The organism is Achromobacter arsenitoxydans SY8 (assembly GCF_000236785.1).
GTDB lineage: Bacteria > Pseudomonadota > Gammaproteobacteria > Burkholderiales > Burkholderiaceae_B > Achromobacter > Achromobacter arsenitoxydans.
This window is the reverse complement of the sequence record NZ_AGUF01000037.1, coordinates 1-19,656: the sequence shown is the minus strand read 5'-3', so window position 1 is coordinate 19,656 and position 19,656 is coordinate 1. Positions and strand designations below refer to the sequence as shown.

The 19,656-nt window shown below is 66.8% G+C and carries 23 protein-coding genes; 16 read left to right on the top strand and 7 right to left on the bottom strand.

The features are described 5' to 3' along the window. The first annotated feature begins 215 nt into the window (after positions 1 to 215). The 7 genes from KYC_RS08695 to KYC_RS08665 all read left to right on the top strand — a co-directional run bounded on the left by KYC_RS08695 (position 216) and on the right by KYC_RS08665 (position 6,931). A complete protein-coding gene (locus KYC_RS08695; RefSeq protein WP_008161066.1) occupies positions 216 to 1,109 on the top strand; it encodes an NAD(P)-dependent oxidoreductase in 894 nt (297 codons plus the stop codon). A gap of 46 nt (positions 1,110 to 1,155) precedes the next feature. Continuing rightward, the gene (locus KYC_RS08690) at positions 1,156 to 2,133 is read left to right on the top strand and encodes a Bug family tripartite tricarboxylate transporter substrate binding protein (protein WP_043517938.1); all 978 of its coding nucleotides are present in this window, start codon (positions 1,156 to 1,158) and stop codon (positions 2,131 to 2,133) included. Beyond that, entirely contained in the window at positions 2,134 to 3,564 is a 1,431-nt protein-coding gene (locus KYC_RS08685) for an NAD-dependent succinate-semialdehyde dehydrogenase (protein WP_008161062.1), read from the top strand. A gap of 83 nt (positions 3,565 to 3,647) precedes the next feature. Continuing rightward, positions 3,648 to 4,853 carry an ABC transporter substrate-binding protein gene (locus KYC_RS08680; RefSeq protein ID WP_008161060.1) on the top strand — a complete coding sequence of 402 codons (1,206 nt, stop codon included), beginning with the start codon at positions 3,648 to 3,650 and terminating at the stop codon, positions 4,851 to 4,853. Then, positions 4,850 to 5,665: an N-acyl homoserine lactonase family protein gene (locus KYC_RS08675; protein WP_008161058.1), complete on the top strand. Its 816-nt coding sequence runs from the start codon at positions 4,850 to 4,852 to the stop codon at positions 5,663 to 5,665. Before KYC_RS08680 ends, KYC_RS08675 begins: the two co-directional genes overlap by 4 nt. Positions 5,666 to 5,678: 13 nt before the next feature. Next, the gene (locus KYC_RS08670) at positions 5,679 to 6,065 is read left to right on the top strand and encodes a hypothetical protein (protein WP_008161056.1); all 387 of its coding nucleotides are present in this window, start codon (positions 5,679 to 5,681) and stop codon (positions 6,063 to 6,065) included. Beyond that, the gene (locus KYC_RS08665; protein ID WP_008161054.1) at positions 6,062 to 6,931 is read left to right on the top strand and encodes an alpha/beta fold hydrolase; all 870 of its coding nucleotides are present in this window, start codon (positions 6,062 to 6,064) and stop codon (positions 6,929 to 6,931) included. The genes KYC_RS08670 and KYC_RS08665 overlap by 4 nt, the downstream gene beginning before the upstream one ends. Positions 6,932 to 6,970: 39 nt before the next feature. Here KYC_RS08665 and KYC_RS08660 read toward each other — a convergent pair whose 3' ends face one another. After that, entirely contained in the window at positions 6,971 to 7,873 is a 903-nt protein-coding gene (locus tag KYC_RS08660) for a LysR family transcriptional regulator (protein WP_008161052.1), read from the bottom strand. A 137-nt stretch (positions 7,874 to 8,010) separates the two neighbouring features. Between KYC_RS08660 and KYC_RS08655 the strand changes: the two genes are divergently transcribed. Then, a complete protein-coding gene (locus tag KYC_RS08655; protein ID WP_139026503.1) occupies positions 8,011 to 8,511 on the top strand; it encodes a hypothetical protein in 501 nt (166 codons plus the stop codon). Between the two features lie 18 nt (positions 8,512 to 8,529). Here the strand turns inward: KYC_RS08655 and KYC_RS08650 are convergent, their stop codons facing one another. Beyond that, a complete protein-coding gene (locus KYC_RS08650) occupies positions 8,530 to 9,414 on the bottom strand; it encodes a LysR family transcriptional regulator (RefSeq protein WP_008161049.1) in 885 nt (294 codons plus the stop codon). Positions 9,415 to 9,520: 106 nt separating this feature from the next. On the opposite strand from KYC_RS08650, the gene KYC_RS08645 reads away from it, so the two are divergent. The 3 genes from KYC_RS08645 (at position 9,521) to KYC_RS08635 (ending at position 12,141) form a co-directional block, all read left to right on the top strand. After that, positions 9,521 to 10,645: a muconate/chloromuconate family cycloisomerase gene (locus KYC_RS08645; protein WP_008161047.1), complete on the top strand. Its 1,125-nt coding sequence runs from the start codon at positions 9,521 to 9,523 to the stop codon at positions 10,643 to 10,645. A gap of 88 nt (positions 10,646 to 10,733) precedes the next feature. Continuing rightward, positions 10,734 to 11,720 (top strand): tripartite tricarboxylate transporter substrate binding protein, encoded by a 987-nt coding sequence (locus KYC_RS08640; protein ID WP_008161046.1) that lies wholly within the window; start codon positions 10,734 to 10,736, stop codon positions 11,718 to 11,720. 88 nt (positions 11,721 to 11,808) lie between these two features. Next, the gene (locus tag KYC_RS08635; RefSeq protein WP_008161044.1) at positions 11,809 to 12,141 is read left to right on the top strand and encodes a cupin domain-containing protein; all 333 of its coding nucleotides are present in this window, start codon (positions 11,809 to 11,811) and stop codon (positions 12,139 to 12,141) included. 8 nt (positions 12,142 to 12,149) lie between these two features. Here KYC_RS08635 and KYC_RS08630 read toward each other — a convergent pair whose 3' ends face one another. Further along, on the bottom strand, positions 12,150 to 12,599 hold the full coding sequence (locus KYC_RS08630) for a hypothetical protein (RefSeq protein WP_008161042.1): 450 nt from the start codon (positions 12,597 to 12,599) through the stop codon (positions 12,150 to 12,152). 146 nt (positions 12,600 to 12,745) lie between these two features. Between KYC_RS08630 and KYC_RS08625 the strand changes: the two genes are divergently transcribed. From KYC_RS08625 to KYC_RS08610, 4 genes are all read left to right on the top strand, one after another. After that, on the top strand, positions 12,746 to 13,591 hold the full coding sequence (locus KYC_RS08625) for an NAD(P)H-dependent oxidoreductase (RefSeq protein WP_337999271.1): 846 nt from the start codon (positions 12,746 to 12,748) through the stop codon (positions 13,589 to 13,591). Between the two features lie 23 nt (positions 13,592 to 13,614). Further along, complete coding sequence (locus tag KYC_RS08620; RefSeq protein ID WP_008161039.1) at positions 13,615 to 14,211, top strand: TetR/AcrR family transcriptional regulator; 597 nt, start codon at positions 13,615 to 13,617, stop codon at positions 14,209 to 14,211. Between the two features lie 117 nt (positions 14,212 to 14,328). Continuing rightward, positions 14,329 to 15,069, top strand: a complete 741-nt coding sequence (locus KYC_RS08615) for an MBL fold metallo-hydrolase (protein WP_008161038.1) — start codon at positions 14,329 to 14,331, stop codon at positions 15,067 to 15,069. 49 nt (positions 15,070 to 15,118) lie between these two features. Next, positions 15,119 to 15,568: a GNAT family N-acetyltransferase gene (locus tag KYC_RS08610; RefSeq protein ID WP_008161037.1), complete on the top strand. Its 450-nt coding sequence runs from the start codon at positions 15,119 to 15,121 to the stop codon at positions 15,566 to 15,568. Between the two features lie 75 nt (positions 15,569 to 15,643). Here KYC_RS08610 and KYC_RS08605 read toward each other — a convergent pair whose 3' ends face one another. The 4 genes from KYC_RS08605 to KYC_RS08590 form a co-directional block, all read right to left on the bottom strand. Further along, on the bottom strand, positions 15,644 to 16,981 hold the full coding sequence (locus tag KYC_RS08605) for a PQQ-dependent sugar dehydrogenase (protein ID WP_043517933.1): 1,338 nt from the start codon (positions 16,979 to 16,981) through the stop codon (positions 15,644 to 15,646). Continuing rightward, complete coding sequence (locus tag KYC_RS08600; RefSeq protein WP_008161035.1) at positions 16,978 to 17,406, bottom strand: DUF2231 domain-containing protein; 429 nt, start codon at positions 17,404 to 17,406, stop codon at positions 16,978 to 16,980. Before KYC_RS08600 ends, KYC_RS08605 begins: the two co-directional genes overlap by 4 nt. Before the next feature lie 115 nt (positions 17,407 to 17,521). Beyond that, entirely contained in the window at positions 17,522 to 18,370 is an 849-nt protein-coding gene (locus KYC_RS08595) for a c-type cytochrome (protein ID WP_043517932.1), read from the bottom strand. Further along, a complete protein-coding gene (locus KYC_RS08590; RefSeq protein ID WP_008161033.1) occupies positions 18,367 to 18,792 on the bottom strand; it encodes a c-type cytochrome in 426 nt (141 codons plus the stop codon). Before KYC_RS08590 ends, KYC_RS08595 begins: the two co-directional genes overlap by 4 nt. 158 nt (positions 18,793 to 18,950) lie before the next feature. Here KYC_RS08590 and KYC_RS08585 point away from each other — a divergent pair. Next, positions 18,951 to 19,656: cytochrome c oxidase subunit II (locus KYC_RS08585; RefSeq protein ID WP_008161032.1), on the top strand; the 706-nt coding region annotated here is incomplete at its 3' end.

The following is a 19,656-nucleotide window of genomic DNA, read 5'->3' as shown; positions in this document are numbered from 1 at the left end:
TATTGCGCCGCAACACGCGTGCCGCGCTGTTCTGCCGATCACTCTAGGCGGACCCGCTGGCCGAGGATTGATAAAAAGGAAAACGAGCGTTCTTGATCCGCAGGGGGCGGAATTGGAGAAAGTTGCTTTGCCAATTTTTCATACCGGCGTGCCGGCGCCGTCCGTAAGCTGCATGGCAAGACCAGAAAAACAGACGCAATACCAAGGAGGAAGTAATGAGCGAGACCAAGACCCCGCTGGGTTTCATCGGCCTGGGCGTCATGGGTGAACCCATGTGCGCCAACCTCGTCCGCAAGTCCGGGCACCCGGTCTACGTGACGGACATCAGCCCCGAACCCGTGGCCCGCATCGGCGCATTGGGCGGCCGCGCCTGCGCCTCGATCGTCGAAGTGGCGCAGAGCGCCGAGATCGTGTTCCTGTCGCTGCCCAGCATCGTGCAGGTGGAACAGGTATGCACCGGCCCCGGCGGCCTGGTCGAGGCGGCCGGCCGCGTGCGCATCGTGGTGGACATGAGCACCAGCGACGTCACGCGCACCCGGCAACTGGCCGAAACGCTACGCGGCCACGGCATCCTGCTGATCGACGCCCCCGTGGCCCGCATGCGCGAGGCCGCCCGCCTGGGCACCCTGATGATCACGGTGGGCGCCACCCAAAAGGACTACGACTCGGTCCTGCCCTATCTGTCATGCATGGGCACCGATGTGCTGCTGTGCGGCGGCATCGGCAACGGCCAGGTGGTGAAGATCATGAACAACATGGTGGTCTTCATGACGGTCCACGCGCTGGCCGAGGCCATCACCATCGGCCGCAGCGCCGGCGTGGACGGCGCTCTGCTGCTGGATGCGCTGAGCAAGGGCTCGGCCGACAGCTTCGTGCTGCGCAACCCGGGCCAGAAGGCGCTGGCGGCGCAGACCTTTCCCGAGAAAACCTTCCCGACCGAATACGCCATCAAGGACATCCTGCTGGCGCTTGAACTGGCCAGCCAGGGCGACGTGGACGCGCGAGCGGCCAAGCTCACCCACGACCTGCTGGAGCGCACCCGCGCCGCCGGCTACGTCAAGGAGTACTACCCGGTAATGGTCAAGCTGATCGAGCGCGGCTACGCCTGAGCGTCCCCGGCGCCTGCCGCGCCGTCCCTATTCATTCGAGACAACCATGACTCCCATGCGATGCAGATGGGCCTTGCCCCTGCTTGCCGCCGCGATCGGCTTTAATGCCGCCGCCGCGGACTACCCGACCAAACCGGTCACGCTCGTGATCGGATTTACTGCCGGCGGACCGACGGACGCCGTCGGCCGCTACCTGGCCCGCCAGCTTGAGACCGAGCTAGGCCAGTCCATCGTCGTCGAGAACCGCGCAGGCGCCAACGGCGTCGTGGCCGTGCAGGCGGTCAAGCGCGCGGCCGCCGACGGCTACACCCTGATGCTGGGCAGCAGCGGCACACTGTCCATCGAACCCGTCTACAAGCAGAAGGTCGACTATCAAGTGCTGAAGGACTTCCAGCCGGTGGCCATGGTGGCCAGCTATCCCTACCTGCTGGTCGTGCCGGCCGGCTCGCCCTACAACAGCGTCCAGGAACTGATCGCCGGGGCGCGCCAGAAGCCCGGCGCACTCACGTTTGCGTCCGCCGGGAGCGGCGCGGTGAATCACCTGGCCGGCGAATGGTTCAAGAGCGCCACGAAGGTCGACATCACCCACGTGCCCTACAAGGGCGACTCCGCCGCGATCGCCGACCTGGTGGCCGGGCGCGTAGACATGGCGTTCCTGAGCGCGATCGCCGCCATGCCGCAGGTTCAGGCAGGCAAGATGCGGGCGCTGGGCATCGCCGCCGCCCAGCCCTCTTCCGTCGCGCCGGGCGTGCCGACGGTGGCGCAGGCGGCCGGCATTCCCGGCTTCACAGCCGAACCCTGGAACGGCGTGCTGGCCCCGGCCGGCGTGCCGCCCGCCGTGACGCAGCGCCTGAACGCCGCGATCAATAAGGTGATGAGCACGCCCGACGCGCGCGACGCCCTGCTCAAGCTGGGCCAGTACCCCATGACCGGCAGCCCCGAGGACTTTGCCCGGCACATCGGCGCCCAGACCGAACGCTGGGCGCAAGTCATGCAGACCAGCCACATAGCGAAGGCGGACTAGATGGAATATCCCGAACTGACCCTGCTGATCGGCGGCCGCGCCGTCCCCGCCGGCCAACGCCCCGGCCTGGAAGTGATCGACCCAGCCACCCGCGAAGTGCTGGGCCGCGTGCCGGTGGCGTCCCCCGACGACATCGACGAGGCCCTGGAAGCCGCCCACCGCGCGTTTCCGGGCTGGCGCGACACGGCGCCCTTGGAGCGGGCGGCGATTCTGCGCCGCGCCGCTACGCTGATGCGCGAACGCACGGCGCGGCTGGCCTGGCTGATCACCCGCGAACTGGGCAAGCCCCTGACCGAATCCGAGAAGGAAGTGGCGACCGCCGCCGAGATGTTCGAATGGGGCGCCGAGGAAGCGCGGCGCACCTACGGCCGCCTGATACCCGGCCGCGTGGGCGGCATCCGCCAGATGGCCATCCCGGAACCCATCGGGCCGGTCGCGGCCTTTTCGGGCTGGAACGCGCCCGCGATCACGCCGTCGCGCAAGATCGCCGGCGCCCTGGCGGCGGGCTGCTCCATCGTCATCAAGCCGTCCGAGGAAACGCCCGCCATCGCCCTGGAAATCGGGCGCGCCCTGACGGACGCGGGCCTGCCGGCTGGCGTCCTGAACATGGTGTTCGGCGACCCCGGCGACATCTCGCGCCGCCTGATCGAATCTCCCCTCATCCGCATGGTGACCTTCACGGGCTCCACGTCCATCGGCCGCGAACTGGCGGTGATGGCGGCCAACGGCCTGAAACGCGCGACGCTGGAACTCGGCGGCCATGCGCCCGTGCTGGTGTACGGCGACGCCGACCCGGTCAACGCCGCGGACACGGTGTTGGCCGCCAAGCTTCGCAACTCCGGGCAGATCTGCACGTCGCCCACGCGCATGTACGTCCATGAAAGCGTGTACGAGCCCTTCGTCGAGCGCCTGGCCGAGCGCGCGCGCAGCTGGCGCGTGGGCAATGGGCTTGACGCCGGCGTGCAGATGGGCCCGCTCGCCAATCCCCGGCGGCTGGCCGCGATGGAGACGATGGTGGCCGATGCGCTCAAGCACGGCGCCGAACTGGCCGCCGGCGGGCAGCGCCTGGACCTGCCCGGCTGGTTCTGGGCGCCGACGGTGCTGCGCGACGCGGGCCCCGACTGCCTGGCGTCCAACACGGAGCCCTTCGGTCCCCTGGCGCTGGTGCAGCCCTTCCGCGACCCGGACGAGGCCCTTGCGCTGGCGAACCGCCTGCCGTTCGGCCTGGCCGCTTACGTGTTCACCCGCGACGCCGCGACCGCGCGGATCGCCTCGGAGCGCATCGAAAGCGGCGTCGTCTGCATCAACCACTGCCAGGCTTCGCTGCCCGAGACACCGTTCGGCGGCGTCAAGGACAGCGGCCTGGGCAAGGAAGGCGGCGTGGAAGGCCTGCAGGAGTTCATGCAGGTCAAGTATGTGAGCCAGATGTAGCCCGCCGGCGGCGCGCAGCCGCCACCGTTACGCGAGCGGCGCGGCGACTGACCGCGCCGCCAGACCATTCAAAGGAGAGAACCATGCAGAAGAGAATTTCGGCGGCGATCGCGATGGCTGCCCTTGCCGGCGCGGCTCAGGCGTCCGACGGCATATCCGACGGCGTCGTGCGCATTGGCGTGCTGACCGACATGTCGGGCGCGTATTCCGGCAACGTCGGACCGGGCTCGGTCCTGGCGACCAAGCTGGCCATCGAGGAGTTCGGCGGCAAGGTGCTGGGCAAGCCCGTGGAAATGCTGTCGGCCGATCACCTGAACAAGACCGACGTGGCCGCCAGCCGCGCCCGCGAATGGATGGACCGCGAGAAAGTGGACGTCGTGACGGAACTGGGCAACAGCGCCGTCGCCCTGGCCGTCATGAACATCGCCCGCGAAAAAGGCCGCATGACCATGGTCACCGGCGCGGGCGCCACCCGCATCACAGGCGAAGACTGCTCGCCCAACAACGTCCAGTGGGTCTATGACACCTACGCGCTCGCCAAGGTGGGCACCCTGCCGCTGGTCGAGGCGGGCGCGAAGAAATGGTTCTTCGTCACCGCCGACTATGCCTTCGGCCACTCGCTGGAAAACGACGGCATGCGCTTCGTGAAGGACGGCGGCGGTTCGGTGGCGGGTTCCGTGCGCTACCCGTTTCCGGGTAACGACTTCGCCTCTTTCCTGCTGTCCGCGCAGTCCAGCAAGGCCGACGCGGTGGCCTTCGCCAGCGCCGGCGCCGACCTGCAGAACGAGATCAAGCAGGCGCGTGAATTCGGGCTGGCCGCCAGACAGAAGCTGGTGGCGATGCTGATGAGCATCACCGACGTGCACGGCGTCGGCCTGGAAGCCGGCCAGGGCATGACCTTCGCCGAAACCTTCTACTGGGACATGGACGACGAGACCCGGGCCTTCGCCCAGCGCTTCTTCAAAGCATCCGGAAAGATGCCGACGGCGCTGCAGGCCGGCCAGTATTCCGCGGTGCTCAACTACCTGCGGGCCGTGGAGAAGTCCGGCTCCGACAACGTGGACGCCGTCATGAAGACGCTGCGCGCCATGCCCATCCATGACGCCTTCGCGCGCAACGCCCGCCTGCGCGAAGACGGCAAGCTCATCCACGACACCTATGTGGTGGAGGTCAAGTCGCCTGCCGACTCCAAAGCCGCCTGGGACTACTACAAGATCGTGAAGACCGTGCCGGGAGACCAGGCCTTCATGCCCCTGTCTGAAAGCCAGTGCAAGCTGGTCAAGCAATGACGGCAGCGCCAGAGGCGGCCGGCGGCCTGCCGGCCTACGAGGCCTACGCCATCCGCTACGCCAGCGTGACGCGGCGTGCGGCCGACAATTTCCTGTCGCGCGCCGATATCCATGACGGGCCCATGCCCCTGGATTTCTATTGCTGGCTGCTGCGGGGTCCGGCGGGCAATGTGCTGGTCGACACGGGCTTTTCCGCCTGCTCGGCGCGCGCCCGCAACCGCGCCTTCACGCTGGCGCCTGAAACGGCGCTGGCCCGGCTGGGATTGGCGCCCGCGGATATAGGCGATGTCGTGCTGACCCATCTGCACTACGACCACGCGGGCAATGTCGAGGCCTATCCCAACGCCCGCGTCCACCTGCAGGACGCCGAGATGCAGTACGCCACCGGCCGCTACATGTGCTTTGAATCAATGCGGCATTTCTTTTCGGTCGACGACGTGCAGTCGGTCGTGCGCCAGGTGTACGCCGGGCGGGTGCGCTTCCACGACGGCGACGCCGTCCTGGCGCCCGGTCTGGAGCTCTACCGCATCGGCGGCCACACGCCCGGGCTGCAGGTGGTGCGCGTACACACCGCGCGCGGCTGGGTGGTGCTGGCGTCCGACGCCCTGCACTATTACCGTAACTTCACCGACAACAATCCTTTTCCCGCCATCTTCCACCTGGGCGATATGCTGCAGGGCTATGCGCGCATCCGGACCCTGGCGGATTCCGAAGCACACATCGTGCCCGGCCACGATCCCGCCGTGGCCGAGCGCTACCCGCGCGCCGGCGCCGACGACGGCATCTACCGCCTGGACCTTCCGCCCCTGTGACAAGGACCGCAGCATGCAAAATAACGACTTCATCCTTCACCGCCTGGCGGACGCCGTGAACCGCCAGGAGCGCCTGGTGTGGCGGGGCCGCCACCTGAACACCGTGTTCCTGCTGGAGTGCGGCGACGCCGCCTACCTGATCACGGTGGCGGCGGGACGCATCCACGACGTGCGCCGCGGCCCCTTCGTCATGCCGCGCTGGCAATTCGCACTGCGCGCGGCCGCCGCCGACTGGGCGCAGTTCTGGAGCCCCAAGCCGCCGCCCGGCTTTCACGACCTGATGGCGCTGGTGAAATTCCGCCGCCTGCGGGCCGAGGGCGACCTCTATCCCCTGATGTCCAACCTCTTGTATTTCAAGGACGTGCTGGCGTGCCCGCGCGCCGAAGGAGCGACCCTGTGAATTCCAGCCCAGCCGTCTTCGAGCCGATCGTCGGCCGCTATCTGCAACTGCCGCTGGGGGGACGCCAGCACCGCGTCTACGTCGAGGAGGCCGGCAGCGGCACGCCGCTACTCTGCCTGCACACGGCCGGCGCAGACTCGCGCCAGTATCGCGCCGTGATGAACGACCCGGCCATCCTGGCATCGTTCCGCGTCATCGCCTTCGACCTGCCCTGGCACGGCAAGTCTTCGCCGCCCGAGGGCTGGCACCAGGAAACATACCGGCTGACTTCGCAGGACTATGCGCAGGCCATCATCGCGGTGGCCGACGCCATGGAACTGGACCGGCCGCTCGTCATGGGCTGCTCCATCGGCGGACGCATCGTGCTGCATCTGGCGCTGGAGCACGCGGACCGTTTCGGCGGCGCCATCGGGCTGCAGTCCGGCGCGCACGTGGATCCCTACTACGACCTGGAGTGGCTGAACCGGCCGGACGTGCATGGCGGCGAAGTCTGCGCCGGCATCGTGTCGGGCCTGGTCGGCCCGGGCAGTCCCGACAGCCATCGCTGGGAAACCCTGTGGCACTACATGCAGGGCGGGCCCGGCGTGTTCAAGGGCGACTTGCACTTCTACACCGCCGACGGCGACATCCGCGACCGCGTGGCCGCCATCGACACTCGCCGTTGCCCGCTGTGGTTGCTGACCGGGGAATACGACTACTCTTGCACGCCGCAGGACACCGAGTTCCTGGCGGGACGCATCGCCGGATCGAAATGGCAGATCATGGAAGGCATGGGCCACTTCCCCATGAGCGAAGACCCCGACCGGTTCCTGGACTATCTGCGGCCGGTACTGGCGGAGGCCGACCAATCCCGGAGGGCGCGCTAGCCGGCAGGCAACCGGCGCCCCGCGTCGCCGGGGCGCCCGTCAGTCCGCCAGCGCTTCCGGCGCTGTCAACGCCTTCAGCAGTTCGTCCACGGGCCGCGCCAGCTGGCTCGTGTCGCGTACGCAGACATAGAACTGGCGCTCCGCCCAATCGTCGCGCAGCCGCAGCAGCGTCAGGCCCATAGCCGACAGATAGTGGCGCGCGATGCCCTCGGGCACCACGCCGATGCCCAGGCCCTCGCGGATCATGCGGCAGCGGGTCTCGAAGTTGGACACCTGCAGCTTGACATTGGGCGGCCGCGACAGCGTCTGCCCCGCATAGGCCAGGAACTGATCCAGCGAATGCCGGGGGAAATAGCCCAGCAAGTCGTAATCCAGCGCCTCTTCCAGGTACAGCTCCGAACGGCCGGCCAGCGCGTGACCCACTGGCACGACCAGCCCCACGCGGTCGCGCCGGAAAGGAAACGAGGCCACGCCGGGCACCGGATGGTCCGCGTGATAGATGCCGATATCCACCGAAGCCTCCGCCACCATGCGCGGAATGTCGTAGCTGTGGCCTTCCAGCAGGTCCACGCTGACGTCGCTGCGGCCGGCCAGGAACCGGCCCATCACGCCGGGCAGAAACTGCAGGATGGTCGACGGATTGGACGCCAGGCGGATCTTCGCCTGCCCGTTCAGGGAATAGCCGTTAATGGCCTGTTCAGTCAGTTGCACGCTGCGCAGGATGGCCTTGGCGCGCTGATACAGCAATGCGCCGGCGGCCGTGGGCTCGACGCCGCGCCCGTGGCGGTGCAACAGCGTGCGGCCCAGGTGCCGTTCAAGCTCGGCCACCCGCTTGCTGGCCGCGGAAGTCACCAGGTTTTCCCGTTCGGCCGCTTTGGACAGGCTCTTTTCCTCGACGGCCGCGACGAAGATTTCCAGCGCTGGGATGTCTAGCTTTTTCATGGGGGCAATATACCGTGGCGGGCGCGGCGCGGGGACGCGCCGCAGTTCCAGGAAAAGGAGGACGCCTACATGGCCGATCCGCAATGTCGCCGGGCGGGTTAAGCTCTGCCCCCCTGCCTATCCGCACCGACGCACCAATGAAAAAAGCTTGCGCCCTGCTGTGCGCGATGTTCCCCGCCCTGGTCCACGCGGCCTATGTCCCGGATCCGACCGAAGCCGCGGTCCTCGAGGCCGTCATGCGCGACGAGGCGCCCGCCTTCATGCGGGGCGACCCCAGCTTAATCGGCGCGTCGCCCGAAGTTGCCGCCGCAAAGGCGAATGCGCCCGGAGAGGCCGCCGCCATCGCGGCAAAGGCGGTGGCGACGCTAAGAAAGGACATCGCCGACTTCTACCTGGGCAAGCCGACCCGCATCCAGGTGTCGACGCTGGCGATCAACGTGTCGATGTATGCGCACCTCCTGCCCGCCGGCCATGGCTGCCCCGACCACATGGAAAAATGCCGGCAAGCCCTGACCGCGACCGAACGGTCCGGCAAGCGCGACGAAGCTCTGGCAAGCGTGTTAAAGCGCTTCCAGGACGCTGGCCTGGACCTCAGCCCCTTTGAAGCGTTGCGCAAGACCGCTGACCACAATCCCTAGGCGCATCGCCGGGCATCGCTACCGCTTCGCCAGCGACTCCGCCAGTTCCAGCGCCCGCAGCAGGAACGCCGACGCGTCGTCCTTGCGGTAGCTGACGATCACCGGAGACACGAAGGCGTCTGCTTCTATCCGCACATGGGCGACGTCCTGGCGCTGCAGGCGCTGCACGGACGCCGGCACCACGGTCACGCCCAGTCCGGCCGCAACCAGCCCGATCGCGGTCTGGAGTTCGTTCGCTTCCTGGACCACCTGCAGCGAATGGCCGGCGGCGCGGAACAGGCCCAGTACGTGGTCGGCGTAGTTGGGCCGGGGCCGCGCCGGGTACAGGACGAAAGGTTCCCGCGCCAGACGCTCCACCGGTACGCTGCCCAGGCCGGCCAGCGGGTGATGCAGCGGCACTGCGGCCAGCAGGGGTTCGGTCATGAGCACGCGGCGTTCGATCGCCGGGTCATCGAGCAGGATGCGGCCGATGCCCAGGTCGATGCGGCCGGCTTTCAAGGCCTCGAGTTGCGGCAAGGTGTTCATTTCCATCAGTCCCACCTCGACCCGGGGATCGGCGCTGCGCAACAGGCGGATCAGTTCCGGCACGAAACCGTACAGCGTGGACGGCACGAAGCCGATGCCGAACCAGCGGCGCTGCGTCTGCCCCAGCCTGCGGGTGCCTTCCAGCACTTCGTCGAGCCGCGCGGTGAGCAGGCGCGATTGCTCCAGCAGGAAGCGCCCGGCTTCGGTCAGGCGCAGCGCGCGCGTGGTGCGCTCGAAGAGCACGACGCCAAGCTCTTCCTCCATCTGCCGGATCTGGCGGCTGAGGGGCGGCTGTGCAATGTGCAAACGGGCCGCGGCCAGCGTGAAACTGCCTTCCTCCGCCACCGCCTGGAAATAGCGCAGATGCCTGAGCTCCATGATTGATTCAGACCCAAAAGGTATTAATTGGAACCCATATAGTCTTGGACTAGCTGGGAAAAGGCAAGCGATACTGCCACCATCCCTCATTCCTAGCTATAAAAGTATGAATCCGGTAAGCATTGTTTCGGTCGAGGCCATCCTGGTGGATCTGCCCACCATCCGCGCCCACCAATTGGCCATGGCGGTCATGCAGCGCCAGACGCTGGTGATCGTGCGCCTGAAGTGCAGCGACGGCATCGAGGGCATCGGCGAAGCCACGACCATCGGCGGCCTGTCCTACGGCGAGGAAAGCCCCGAGGGCATCAAACTGGCCATCGACACCTATCTGGCGCCGGCGCTGGCCGGCCTGGACGCGGCCAACATCCATGCGGCGATGCAGCGCCTGGAAAAAGTGGCGCGCGGCAACCGCTTCGCCAAGTCCGCCCTGGAATCCGCGTTGCTGGACGCGCAGGGCAAGCGCCTGAACGTGTCCGTGTCCACCCTGTTGGGCGGCGCGGTGCGCACGCGCCTGCCGGTGCTGTGGACGCTGGCCAGCGGCGATACCGCCCGCGACATCGAGGAAGCCGAGTCGCTGCTGCAAAGTCGCCGCCACAACACCTTCAAGCTGAAGGTGGGCCGCCGCGCGGTGGCCGACGACGTGGCCCACGTGTCCCGCATCAAGCAGGCGCTGGGCGACCGCGCCCGCGTCACGGTGGACGTGAACCAGGCATGGAACGAAGCCGACGCGGCGGGCGCCATTGCGCGTCTGGAAGCGGCCGGCGTGGACCTGATCGAACAACCCATCCCGCGCGCCAACCTGGCCGGCATGGCCCGGCTGGCCGCCCGCTTTGTCGTGCCCATCATGGCGGACGAGGCCCTGAACGGCCCGGAGGACGCGCTGGACATCGCGCGTCAGGGCGCGGCCGACGTGCTGGCGCTGAAGATCGCCAAGTCCGGCGGCATCCACGAAATGCTGCGCACCGCGGCAGTGGGCGACGCCGCCGGCATGTCGCTGTACGGCGGCACGATGCTGGAAGGTTCGGTCGGTTCGATCGCGTCGGCGCACGGCTTTGCCTGCCTGCCGCGCCTGTCGTGGGGCACGGAGCTGTTCGGCCCCCTGCTGCTGAAGGACGACATCGTGGCCAACCCGCCGCGCTACGCGGACTTTGAAATGGAAATTCCCGACGGTCCCGGACTGGGACTGACGCTGGACGAAGACAAGCTGGCCTTCTACCGCAGGGACAACTGACACCGACCACCCTGCCGGCCAATCCTTACGGCCGCGCCCGCCTTGACGGGCGCAACCCACAATAATTTCAGAAACGACGGAGACAACCATGCGCATGCGCCATGTATTCAATCCCTTTGCCCGGGCCCTGGTGGCCCTGTCCCTGCTGGGCGGCGCGGCCGCCGCGCACGCGGACGCCTACCCCGACCGCCCGGTCAAGTGGATCGTGCCCTTCCCGCCCGGCGGCGCCATGGACAGCATCGCCCGCACGCTCGGCGAGTCCATGGGCAAGCAGCTCAATACCTCTTTCATCGTTGAGAACCGCGCGGGCGCGGGCGGCAACATCGGTGCGGCCAGCGTGGCGCGCGCCAAGCCGGACGGCTACACCATCCTGATCGTCGCCAACGGCATGGCGGTCAATCCGGCGCTGTACCAGGACCTGAACTACGACCCGATCAAGGACTTCGCGCCGATCTCGCTGCTGGCGGTGGTGCCCAACGTGCTGGTCACCAATCCCGCCCGCACCGGCGCCACCAGCGTGCAGGACGTGATCGCCAAGGCCAAGGCCCAGCCCAACCACTACACCTACGCCTCGGCCGGCGTTGGCACGTCCATCCACCTGGCGGGCGAGCTCTTCGTGTCGATGACGGGCGTGGACATGCTGCACGTGCCCTACAAGGGCAGCGGCCCCGCCGTCGCCGACCTGCTGGGCGGCCAGGTGGACTACATGTTCGACAGCATCACGTCGGCCAAGCCGCACATCACCAGCGGCAAGCTGCGCGCGCTGGGCGTCACCACCGCCAAACGCTCGGCCGCCCTGCCCGACGTGCCGACCATGCAGGAAGCCGGCGTGGCCGGCTACGAACTGATGCCCTGGTTCGCCGCCTTCGCCCCGGCCGGCACCCCGCCCGAGGTCGTGGCCAAGCTGAACGAAGCCATGCGCAACGCCCTGGCCGAGCCCAAGGTCAAGGCCACGCTGGACTCGATCGGCGCGGAATCCATCGGCGGCACGCCAGACGCCCTGCGCGACCACCTGGCCAAGGAAACCGCGCAATGGAAGGACCTGGTCAAGGAACGCGGCATCAAGATCAACTAAGCCGGCACGCCCGCCAGGGCGACTTGCCTGGTCCGGCGCGAGGATGCGGTATCGTCTGATCACCCATCCTCGCGAAGGACGACTCATCATGGCCCTGAAACATGCGGATCCCGGGCAGGTCATCGACCTGGCTCCCTACGGCAGCGGGATTACCCAGGCGCAGTCGATCGCGCTTTTCAAGTCCGAAGACCTGGAAGTCATGCGCCTGGTGCTGCTGGCCGGCCGCGAAATGCCATCCCATCACGTCGCCGGGGAAATCACCATCCAGTGCATCGAAGGCAGCCTGGAGATCACGGTGGAAGACGTCACGCACCTGCTGCGCCCGGGGCAACTGCTATACCTGTCGGGCCGGTCTCCGCATGCGCTGTTTGCGCTGGAAGATGCCTCCGTGCTGGTCACGGTGGCGCTGAAGCGGCAGTAGCCCAGACGTCAACGCGCAAGGCAGCCTGAAATCGCCGACTGCAGCCGGGCCATTTCCTTGTCGACGCCGGGATCGGCGCAATAGGCCCCTGCCCCGCGCAGCGACAGTTTCAGCGTGGAAATGTTCGACACCTCGGCTCTCAGACGGAAACCGGTCACGTTGGACGTGCGGTAATGCTCTGTCTCGAGCACGCCCGCGCTGGTGTCGCGGATGGCGTAGCCCTTGTCCAGATAATAGGCATCCTCACCCTTTGCGATCGTCTCCCGATCAATGCACGCAAAGACGTCTTCGGTCGACGCGCCTTGCGGAATGGATATCGTGGCTGACTTGGCCGGGCCCGCCGCGTCGCACAATCCTTGAGAAATCGAACAACCGCTCAGCAGAGCAGCCACCGCCAATGCACTGGCCAGCTTGCCTTGCGATTGCCAGGTTGCCAAAGAATTGCGCTTGCACAGCATGTCCGGAATCTCCTGGGGGACGGTAGTAGGCGCCCGGGCGCCGGGCGAGGTTGGGAAACTAACAGGCTACCCACAGACCGCACAAGCAAATCCTATACAACGAGAATTGTTTTCAATTAAGCGGTTGTGACAAGAGGCGCGTATACATGTCTCAGTTGGGCCTCAAGGAGCAGGTTGGCGCCCTTTATGTCGGCCATCACGGCTGGCTGCGCAACTGGCTCAACCGGCGGCTGGGCGATGCCCACCACGCCGCAGATCTGGCGCACGACACCTTCGTCCAGCATGGACTTCTGATCGCGGCGGGGCCGGGCCGAAGTTCTTCCAAACCGGTCGCACAACCTACCAATAGTAGTCTACTATTGGTAGGTTGCCACTCCGACAGGGAAGTCCCCACCATGCACGCACTCATAGTTGTCGCCCATCCCGACCAGGCCTCCCTCACCCACGCCATCGCCGATCATGTGGCGCAAGGCGTCGCCGCCTCCGGTCCACAGCATTCGTTCGAGTTCGCCGACCTCGCGTCGGAAGCGTTCGATCCCAGGTTCACCCAGGCCGACGTGGCCCTGCACCTGACCAAAGAGGATCCTCCCGCCGACGTGGCCGCCGAACACGCGCGCATCGACCGTGCGGACGCGCTGGTGCTGGTGTATCCCGTGCACTGGTGGTCGTTCCCCGCCCTGCTCAAAGGCTGGATCGACCGCGTGTTCACCAACGGCTGGGCCTACGACGCCCATCCGGACGTCGGCGTCGTCAAGAAGCTGCAGCGGCTGCAGGTGCACCTGATCGCCAGCGGCGGCGCGGACATGCGCACTTATGCCCGCCACGGCTACTTCGGCGCGATGAAGACGCAGATCGACCACGGGATCTTCGGCTATTGCGGCGCGCGCGTGGCAACATCCGATTTGCTGGTATCGTCCGACGCCGGATATCCGTCGTCGCATCTGGATGCGGCGCAAGCCATCGGCAAGCGGATCTTTGCCGCGCAGCAGTGAACCGAACGAAAGGACGCCCCCCCATGCCGCCCACCCCTGCCCCACGCCGCAGGCTGTCGAAAGAAGAGCGGCAGCGCCAGCTCATCGACGTGTCCTGGACGCTGATCCGCGATGAAGGCACGGACGCCTTGACGCTGGGCCGGCTGGCCGAAGCCGCCGGCGTCTCCAAGCCCGTCGCCTACGATCACTTCGGCACCCGCAACGGCCTGCTGGCGATGCTCTACCAGGACTTCGACGTACGCCAGACCGCGATCATCGACGACGCCATCGCCGCCAGCAAGCCGACGTTGAAGGACAAGGCCAGCGTCATCGCCTCAAGCTACATCGAGTGCGTGTCGACCCAGGGGCGCGAGATTCCCGGCGTGCTCGCGGCGCTGAACGGGTCGCCGGAGCTTGCGGCGGTGAAGGCGCAGTACCAGCGCGTCTTCATCGAAAAATGCCAGAAGATTCTTGCGCCGTACGCCGGCCCTCAAGGGATTTCGCTGGCGAACCTGTGGGGCATGCTCGGCGCCGCGGACGCGCTGTCGCAGGCAGCCGTGGCGGGCGAGATCACCCAGGCCGAGGCTTGCGACGAGCTTTTCCAGATCATTGTGAATATGGTGAAGCGCAGCCGGACTTAATGGCCGGCCCTGCCTGGTCGGATGGACTTCCACGGCCGGACGCTCGACAATCGTCGAGTATTTCCCCCGGCACAGGCCAAGCCTGTCCCACGTCCGTTGTCCAGAAAGGAGCGCGCCATGGCGACTCTGTCCCTTTCCAGCGGCACCACAATCGACGAGATTGCCGACCGCATCTATCGCATCTCCACCCCCGTCGATATCCCCGGCGGCGGGTTCTCATTCAACCAGTACCTGATCGACGACGACGCGCCGCTGCTGTTTCACACGGGACTGCGCAAGCTGTTTCCCGTGGTCAGCGAAGCGGTCGGGCGGATTCTGCCTATCGGCAGCCTGCGCTATATCGGCTTCTCGCACTTCGAGGCCGACGAGTGCGGCGCGCTGAATGATTTTCTGGCCGCCGCGCCGCATGCTGAGCCGCTATGCGGGCAGGTCGCGGCCATGGTCTCGGTGGGCGACTTTGCCGACCGGCCGCCGCGCGCACTGCAAGACGATGAGACCCTATCGCTCGGTCGGCATCAGGTGCGCTGGCTCGACACGCCGCATCTACCTCACGCGTGGGAGTGCGGGTTCCTCTTGGAAACCGCGACGGCCACGCTGCTCTGCGGCGACCTGTTCACCCAGGGTGGCTCAACCAATCCGGCGCTGACCGAGTCTGACATCCTTGAACCCAGCGAGGCGTTCCGCAGGCAGATGGACTACTTCTCGCACACCCGGAATGCGCGGGCGATGCTGGAGCGCCTTGCGGCATTGCAGCCGAAGACGCTAGCCTGCATGCACGGCAGCGCGTGGCGCGGCGATGGCGCGACGCTGTTGCGCGCGCTTGCCGACAGCGTCGAACGGGATCAGGCGCCGCACTAGGCTGCTCTTCAATGCGTTGACACGGGGTTCTTGAATGAGATTACGACGGTTGGACGCAAAGGATGCGGAAGCGATTCTGGCGATGGAATCCGACGCCGAAGTCATGCGGCACAGCACCGGGCTGATCCAACCTACGCCGGAGAGCCGTGCCGCCCTGCTCGCCTACATTGCGTCCGACCAGGGCAAGTTGGGGCATTGGGCCATTACGAGCGACAGCCAGACGGCGGGTTGGATCAGCCTTACGCCATTGGCGGGCACCACGCGCACGCAGGTGGCGTACCGGTTGGCGCGCGAGTATTGGGGCAAGGGCCTGGCCTGCGCTGCGCTACGGGATGTCTGCGATTATGCAAGGCGCAGTCTGAAATTGCCGGAGCTGGCCGCTGTGGTTTGGCCGGCCAATGCGCCTTCGCAGCGCCTTCTGGAAAGAGCGGGATTTGAATATGAGTGCATGGCCCATCACTACGGCAGAGACGTGATGCTTTTTTCGATCCGTTTCTAGATCCCGCGAAGGTTCCGCTGTAGTCGTTCTGAAGAGCACTTCTGCAAACCTGAAGCACGCGGGCAGTTCCCATCGTCAACGGCGATGCTCGCGCAACAGCGCTGCGACCGGCTTTTGCGCCTGAGCGGCTGCGGGCGGCGTAATGCGCCAGATCGTGTTCGAAAGATCGTCCGCCACGATAAGCGCGCCCTTCGGATCCACCGTCACGCCCACCGGGCGGCCGTGGGTGGTGCCGTCGCTGTCGCGAAACCCGGCGACAAAATCCACGGGCGGGCCCGACGGCCGTCCATCGCTGAACGGTACGAAGACCACTTTGTAGCCGACAGGATCGCGGCGGTTCCAGCTGCCATGCTCGCCAACGAACACCCCATTGGCGAATTTGGCGCCCATCGCCTCGGTCGAGAAGTCCACCCCCAGCGCCGCGACGTGCGAGCCCAGGCTGTAATCGGGCTTGATCGCCGCAGCGACCTTGCCCGGATCCTGAGGGCGCACGCGGTCATCCACGTTGTTCCCCCAATAACTGTATGGCCAGCCATAAAAAGCGCCCTCCTGGACGGAGGTCAGGTAGTCGGGAACAAGGTCCGGCCCGATCTCATCGCGCTCGTTGACCACCGCCCACAACTGGCCGGTGCCGGGCTGGATAGCCAGCGCGGTGGGATTGCGCAGGCCGGTGGCGTAGGTCTTGTATTCGCCAGTGCGCGCGTTCACGCGCCAGACGCGGGCACGGTCGACTTCCGCCGTCATGCCGCGTTCCGTGATGTTGCTGTTCGAACCAATGCCCACGTACAGATACTGTCCATCGGCGCTGGCGGTCAGGGCTTTGGTCCAATGGTGGTTGATTTCCGAAGGCAGGGGCGTGACGATCTGGGGCGGTCCGCTTGCCTTGGTCTGCCCGGGTTGATAGTCGAAGCGCACCAAGGCATCCTGGTTCGCCACATAGAGGTTGTTGTCTACCAGCGCCAAGCCGTATGGGGCATTAAGGTTTTCCGCGAACGTCGAGGCAGCATACGTGCCGTCGCCTTCAGCGTCGCGCAGCAGGGTCAGCCGGTTGCCCCCCTTGACCGGGCTCGTGCCCCGGGCCTTGATGAGCCCCGCGATCACATCCTTGGGCTTGAGGTCGCTGGCGTTGCCGCCCCTGCCTTCGGCCACCAGGATGTCGCCATTGGGCAGGACCAGCGTCTGCCGCGGGATCTTCAGGCCAGTGGCGATGGCGCTGATCTTGTAGCCCTCCGGCACGGTGGGCGTCTTGCCGCCCCACTCCGCCGGCTTCGCGATCACCATGTCGGGCAGCAGCCCGCGCTCGGGCTTGGGCAATTCGGGATTCGGCCCCACTTGTGCAGGCCCGGCCTGGCCGATGGCTGCGCCCGCAACGATGGACAGCGGGATGACGGCGAGCAAGCGGCGGCATTTCATATCGGGCCCCTGATATGCGGCGTGCGAAAGCCCAGCCATATGGCCAAGCAGGTCAGCACCACGGCGACGACGGACAGGATAAGGCCGGCAGGCATGCTGGCCCAGGCGTCGCGGGCGTGCATCAGCGCATTGAAAATGCCCACGATCCACGCCGCCAGCAGCACGACGGCGTAGGGAATGATGCCGCGGGCCCGCTGGCGTGCCCGAAAGAGGTCGACGATCGCGAAGATCAGCGCGATGGCGCCGAACACCAGCCCGCCGACGACCAGCCATGACGCGAAATTATTCCACTGGATGTGAAAAGTCTTCGCATAGGCCGCATCGGCAAGCGCAGCGCCGAGAAACATGGGAAGCGTGCCCGCTAGAAATACCGCGGGCAGCGGGTGCACGGTCGTGGCATACCGGTGTTCAATGAGTTGGGTCACTTTTGGTCGCCTCGCTGCGAGCTCGCTCGAGCACATGCCCGTGGCGCTCGGCGCAGCAAGCGCCATGCCCGCCGCCTTCGCGTGTGGGCTGGGATCCGGCCCGCCAGAGACCCATTCAAGGGCCTTCCTGCAGCGTGTCCAGGAAAGCCGCTATGTCGCGCGCGTCCTGCTCGCTGACGCCCAGATCCGGCATCGCTGTGCCAGGTTTGATGGTGCTGGGGCTGCGCAGCCAGCGCACAATGTTTTCCGGGGTGTTGTTCAGCACGCCCGCGATGTACGGCCGTTCGGCGATTCCGCCCAGCGCCGGACCGACGTAGTTCCAGGCGCCGGGCACCCCCGGAATGGCGTGACAGGTGACGCACAGGTATTGCTGGAGCGCATTGCGCCCGGCTCTGGCATCGCCGACGCGAGCCTTGGACGCCTCATTCTTGTCCGGCTGCGCGGTTGGCGGCCGGCCGTCTTCGCCGCGCCGGTATTCTTCGGCGGAAAGGGTCGGCAACACGCGCAGAAACGCCACCACGTCCCAGATCTCGTCGTCCGTCAACCGGTATTGCCAAGCGGGCATACCGGTCATTTTGACCCCCTGCCGGGTGATCCAGAATATTTCGGCCGCGCTCCGCGTTCGCGCAGTGGCAACGAGCGCGGCGGGCGCGGGGTTCAGCCCCATCGCGTAAGGTTGTGGCGCAGCGCCGGGACCACCATGGCATTGGGCGCAATGCATCCGGTACAGCCGCGAGCCGTTGCTGATGCGCTCGGCGCCGTCAAGATCGGGCGCCTCTATGCCGGCTGCCCGTGTTTCCACCGCCCGGGCTAGCGCAAGGTCCATGACGCGATGCACGGGGATCGTATGCGGCGACGTGGCGCTGACGTCGTATAAGCCAAAATAGACGACCGCACTACCCAGCAACCCGGCGACGCACGCGCCAGCCACCAAGGTGAGCGCGGCAATCCTTCCCGGCTTCATTGCGCTTTCTCCCTCGCGCCGGCGTTTCGCAGCAGATAGGCGGCGATGTCCTCGGCGTCGGCCAATTGGAGTCCTGTATCCGGCATCGCGGTTCGAGGATTGACCGCGGGGGGATCCATCAACCAGCGAACCAGGTTCTGCGGCGTGTTGGGCAGCAGCCCGGCAACATACGCCTGTCGCGCCATATTGCCCAGCGGCGGGCCGACTCGCGACGACGGACCACTGACACCGGGGACCGCGTGACAGGCGATGCAGCCGCGTTCGGCGATCAACTGCCGGCCGCGCTCGGGGTCGCCCTGCAAGCGTGCTCCGCCTGCGCGGTCCATGGCGAACAGCGGCGCCCTGTCGTCATGGCAGGCGCCAAGCAGAACCATGGCGGTCAGGGCAGGCAGCAGGCGATAGGGTCGGGCAATCCGGCACAAGGGCTGTCTCCTGGATCGGGGCACTGCAGCAAGCGCCGTGCCCGCCCCCCTTGGAACCTGCGCAGGCACGAAAAATGCTGACGACGCCATTCGCGGGAATCTTGCCCGGTCAACCGGATTATCGGCGCGCCGGCCCACGGTCCGACACCTGCAACGATATGGCGCCTACCATCCCGAACGTGCTCGCCGCCACATTGCCGCTCGCCGCGCTTGCCCCGACCGTGGTCTGGGCGCAGCCCAACAGCGTCCAGGCCGCCCGAATCGCCGATATAGGCTGGGTGCTGTATGTGGGCGCAACGGCCATTTTCCTGATCGTGACCGTTCTGATGTTGCTGGCAATGTTCGGACCGGCCTCCTTGCGCCGGCGTCTGTCCCGCCCCGCGCTGATCCTGGGAGCGGGGATCGCCTTTCCCATCGTGGCGCTGACGGCCCTGCTGCTCTATGTGCTCAGCCCTGCATCGCTGGCCGCACGCGACGCCGAGCCGGCGGCCGTGCGCATCGAAGTGACGGGCGAACTCTGGTGGTGGCGCGTGCGCTATCTGGACGCCTCGGGCGCCCTGCTGTTCGAAACCGCCAACGACATCCGCATTCCCGTCGGCCATCCGGTGGAACTCCTGCTCAAGTCCGACAATGTGATCCATAGCTTCTGGGTTCCCGAACTGGGCGGCAAGCTGGATATGATTCCGGGCCGCGTGAACCGCATGCGCGTCCTGGCGAGCACGCCCGGCGCGTTCCGCGGCCACTGCGCGGAATACTGCGGGGCGCAGCATGCGCGAATGCGCTTCGACGCCGTAGCGGTGTCCCCGGAGCGATTCGACGCGTGGCTGCAGGCGCAGCGCCAGCCAGCGCGAGCGGCCGGACCGC

Coding starts and splice junctions, on each gene's coding strand:
- KYC_RS08650 (WP_008161049.1), bottom strand. CDS start 9,414: ATGGAGCTCAGGCATCTGCGCTATTTCCAGGCGGTGGCGGAGGAAGGC.
- KYC_RS08680 (WP_008161060.1), top strand. CDS start 3,648: ATGCAGAAGAGAATTTCGGCGGCGATCGCGATGGCTGCCCTTGCCGGC.
- KYC_RS08660 (WP_008161052.1), bottom strand. CDS start 7,873: ATGAAAAAGCTAGACATCCCAGCGCTGGAAATCTTCGTCGCGGCCGTC.
- KYC_RS08620 (WP_008161039.1), top strand. CDS start 13,615: ATGCCGCCCACCCCTGCCCCACGCCGCAGGCTGTCGAAAGAAGAGCGG.
- KYC_RS08690 (WP_043517938.1), top strand. CDS start 1,156: ATGACTCCCATGCGATGCAGATGGGCCTTGCCCCTGCTTGCCGCCGCG.
- KYC_RS08630 (WP_008161042.1), bottom strand. CDS start 12,599: ATGCTGTGCAAGCGCAATTCTTTGGCAACCTGGCAATCGCAAGGCAAG.
- KYC_RS08685 (WP_008161062.1), top strand. CDS start 2,134: ATGGAATATCCCGAACTGACCCTGCTGATCGGCGGCCGCGCCGTCCCC.
- KYC_RS08635 (WP_008161044.1), top strand. CDS start 11,809: ATGGCCCTGAAACATGCGGATCCCGGGCAGGTCATCGACCTGGCTCCC.
- KYC_RS08605 (WP_043517933.1), bottom strand. CDS start 16,981: ATGAAATGCCGCCGCTTGCTCGCCGTCATCCCGCTGTCCATCGTTGCG.
- KYC_RS08675 (WP_008161058.1), top strand. CDS start 4,850: ATGACGGCAGCGCCAGAGGCGGCCGGCGGCCTGCCGGCCTACGAGGCC.
- KYC_RS08595 (WP_043517932.1), bottom strand. CDS start 18,370: ATGAAGCCGGGAAGGATTGCCGCGCTCACCTTGGTGGCTGGCGCGTGC.
- KYC_RS08670 (WP_008161056.1), top strand. CDS start 5,679: ATGCAAAATAACGACTTCATCCTTCACCGCCTGGCGGACGCCGTGAAC.
- KYC_RS08625 (WP_337999271.1), top strand. CDS start 12,746: ATGTCTCAGTTGGGCCTCAAGGAGCAGGTTGGCGCCCTTTATGTCGGC.
- KYC_RS08615 (WP_008161038.1), top strand. CDS start 14,329: ATGGCGACTCTGTCCCTTTCCAGCGGCACCACAATCGACGAGATTGCC.
- KYC_RS08645 (WP_008161047.1), top strand. CDS start 9,521: ATGAATCCGGTAAGCATTGTTTCGGTCGAGGCCATCCTGGTGGATCTG.
- KYC_RS08655 (WP_139026503.1), top strand. CDS start 8,011: ATGAAAAAAGCTTGCGCCCTGCTGTGCGCGATGTTCCCCGCCCTGGTC.
- KYC_RS08640 (WP_008161046.1), top strand. CDS start 10,734: ATGCGCATGCGCCATGTATTCAATCCCTTTGCCCGGGCCCTGGTGGCC.
- KYC_RS08695 (WP_008161066.1), top strand. CDS start 216: ATGAGCGAGACCAAGACCCCGCTGGGTTTCATCGGCCTGGGCGTCATG.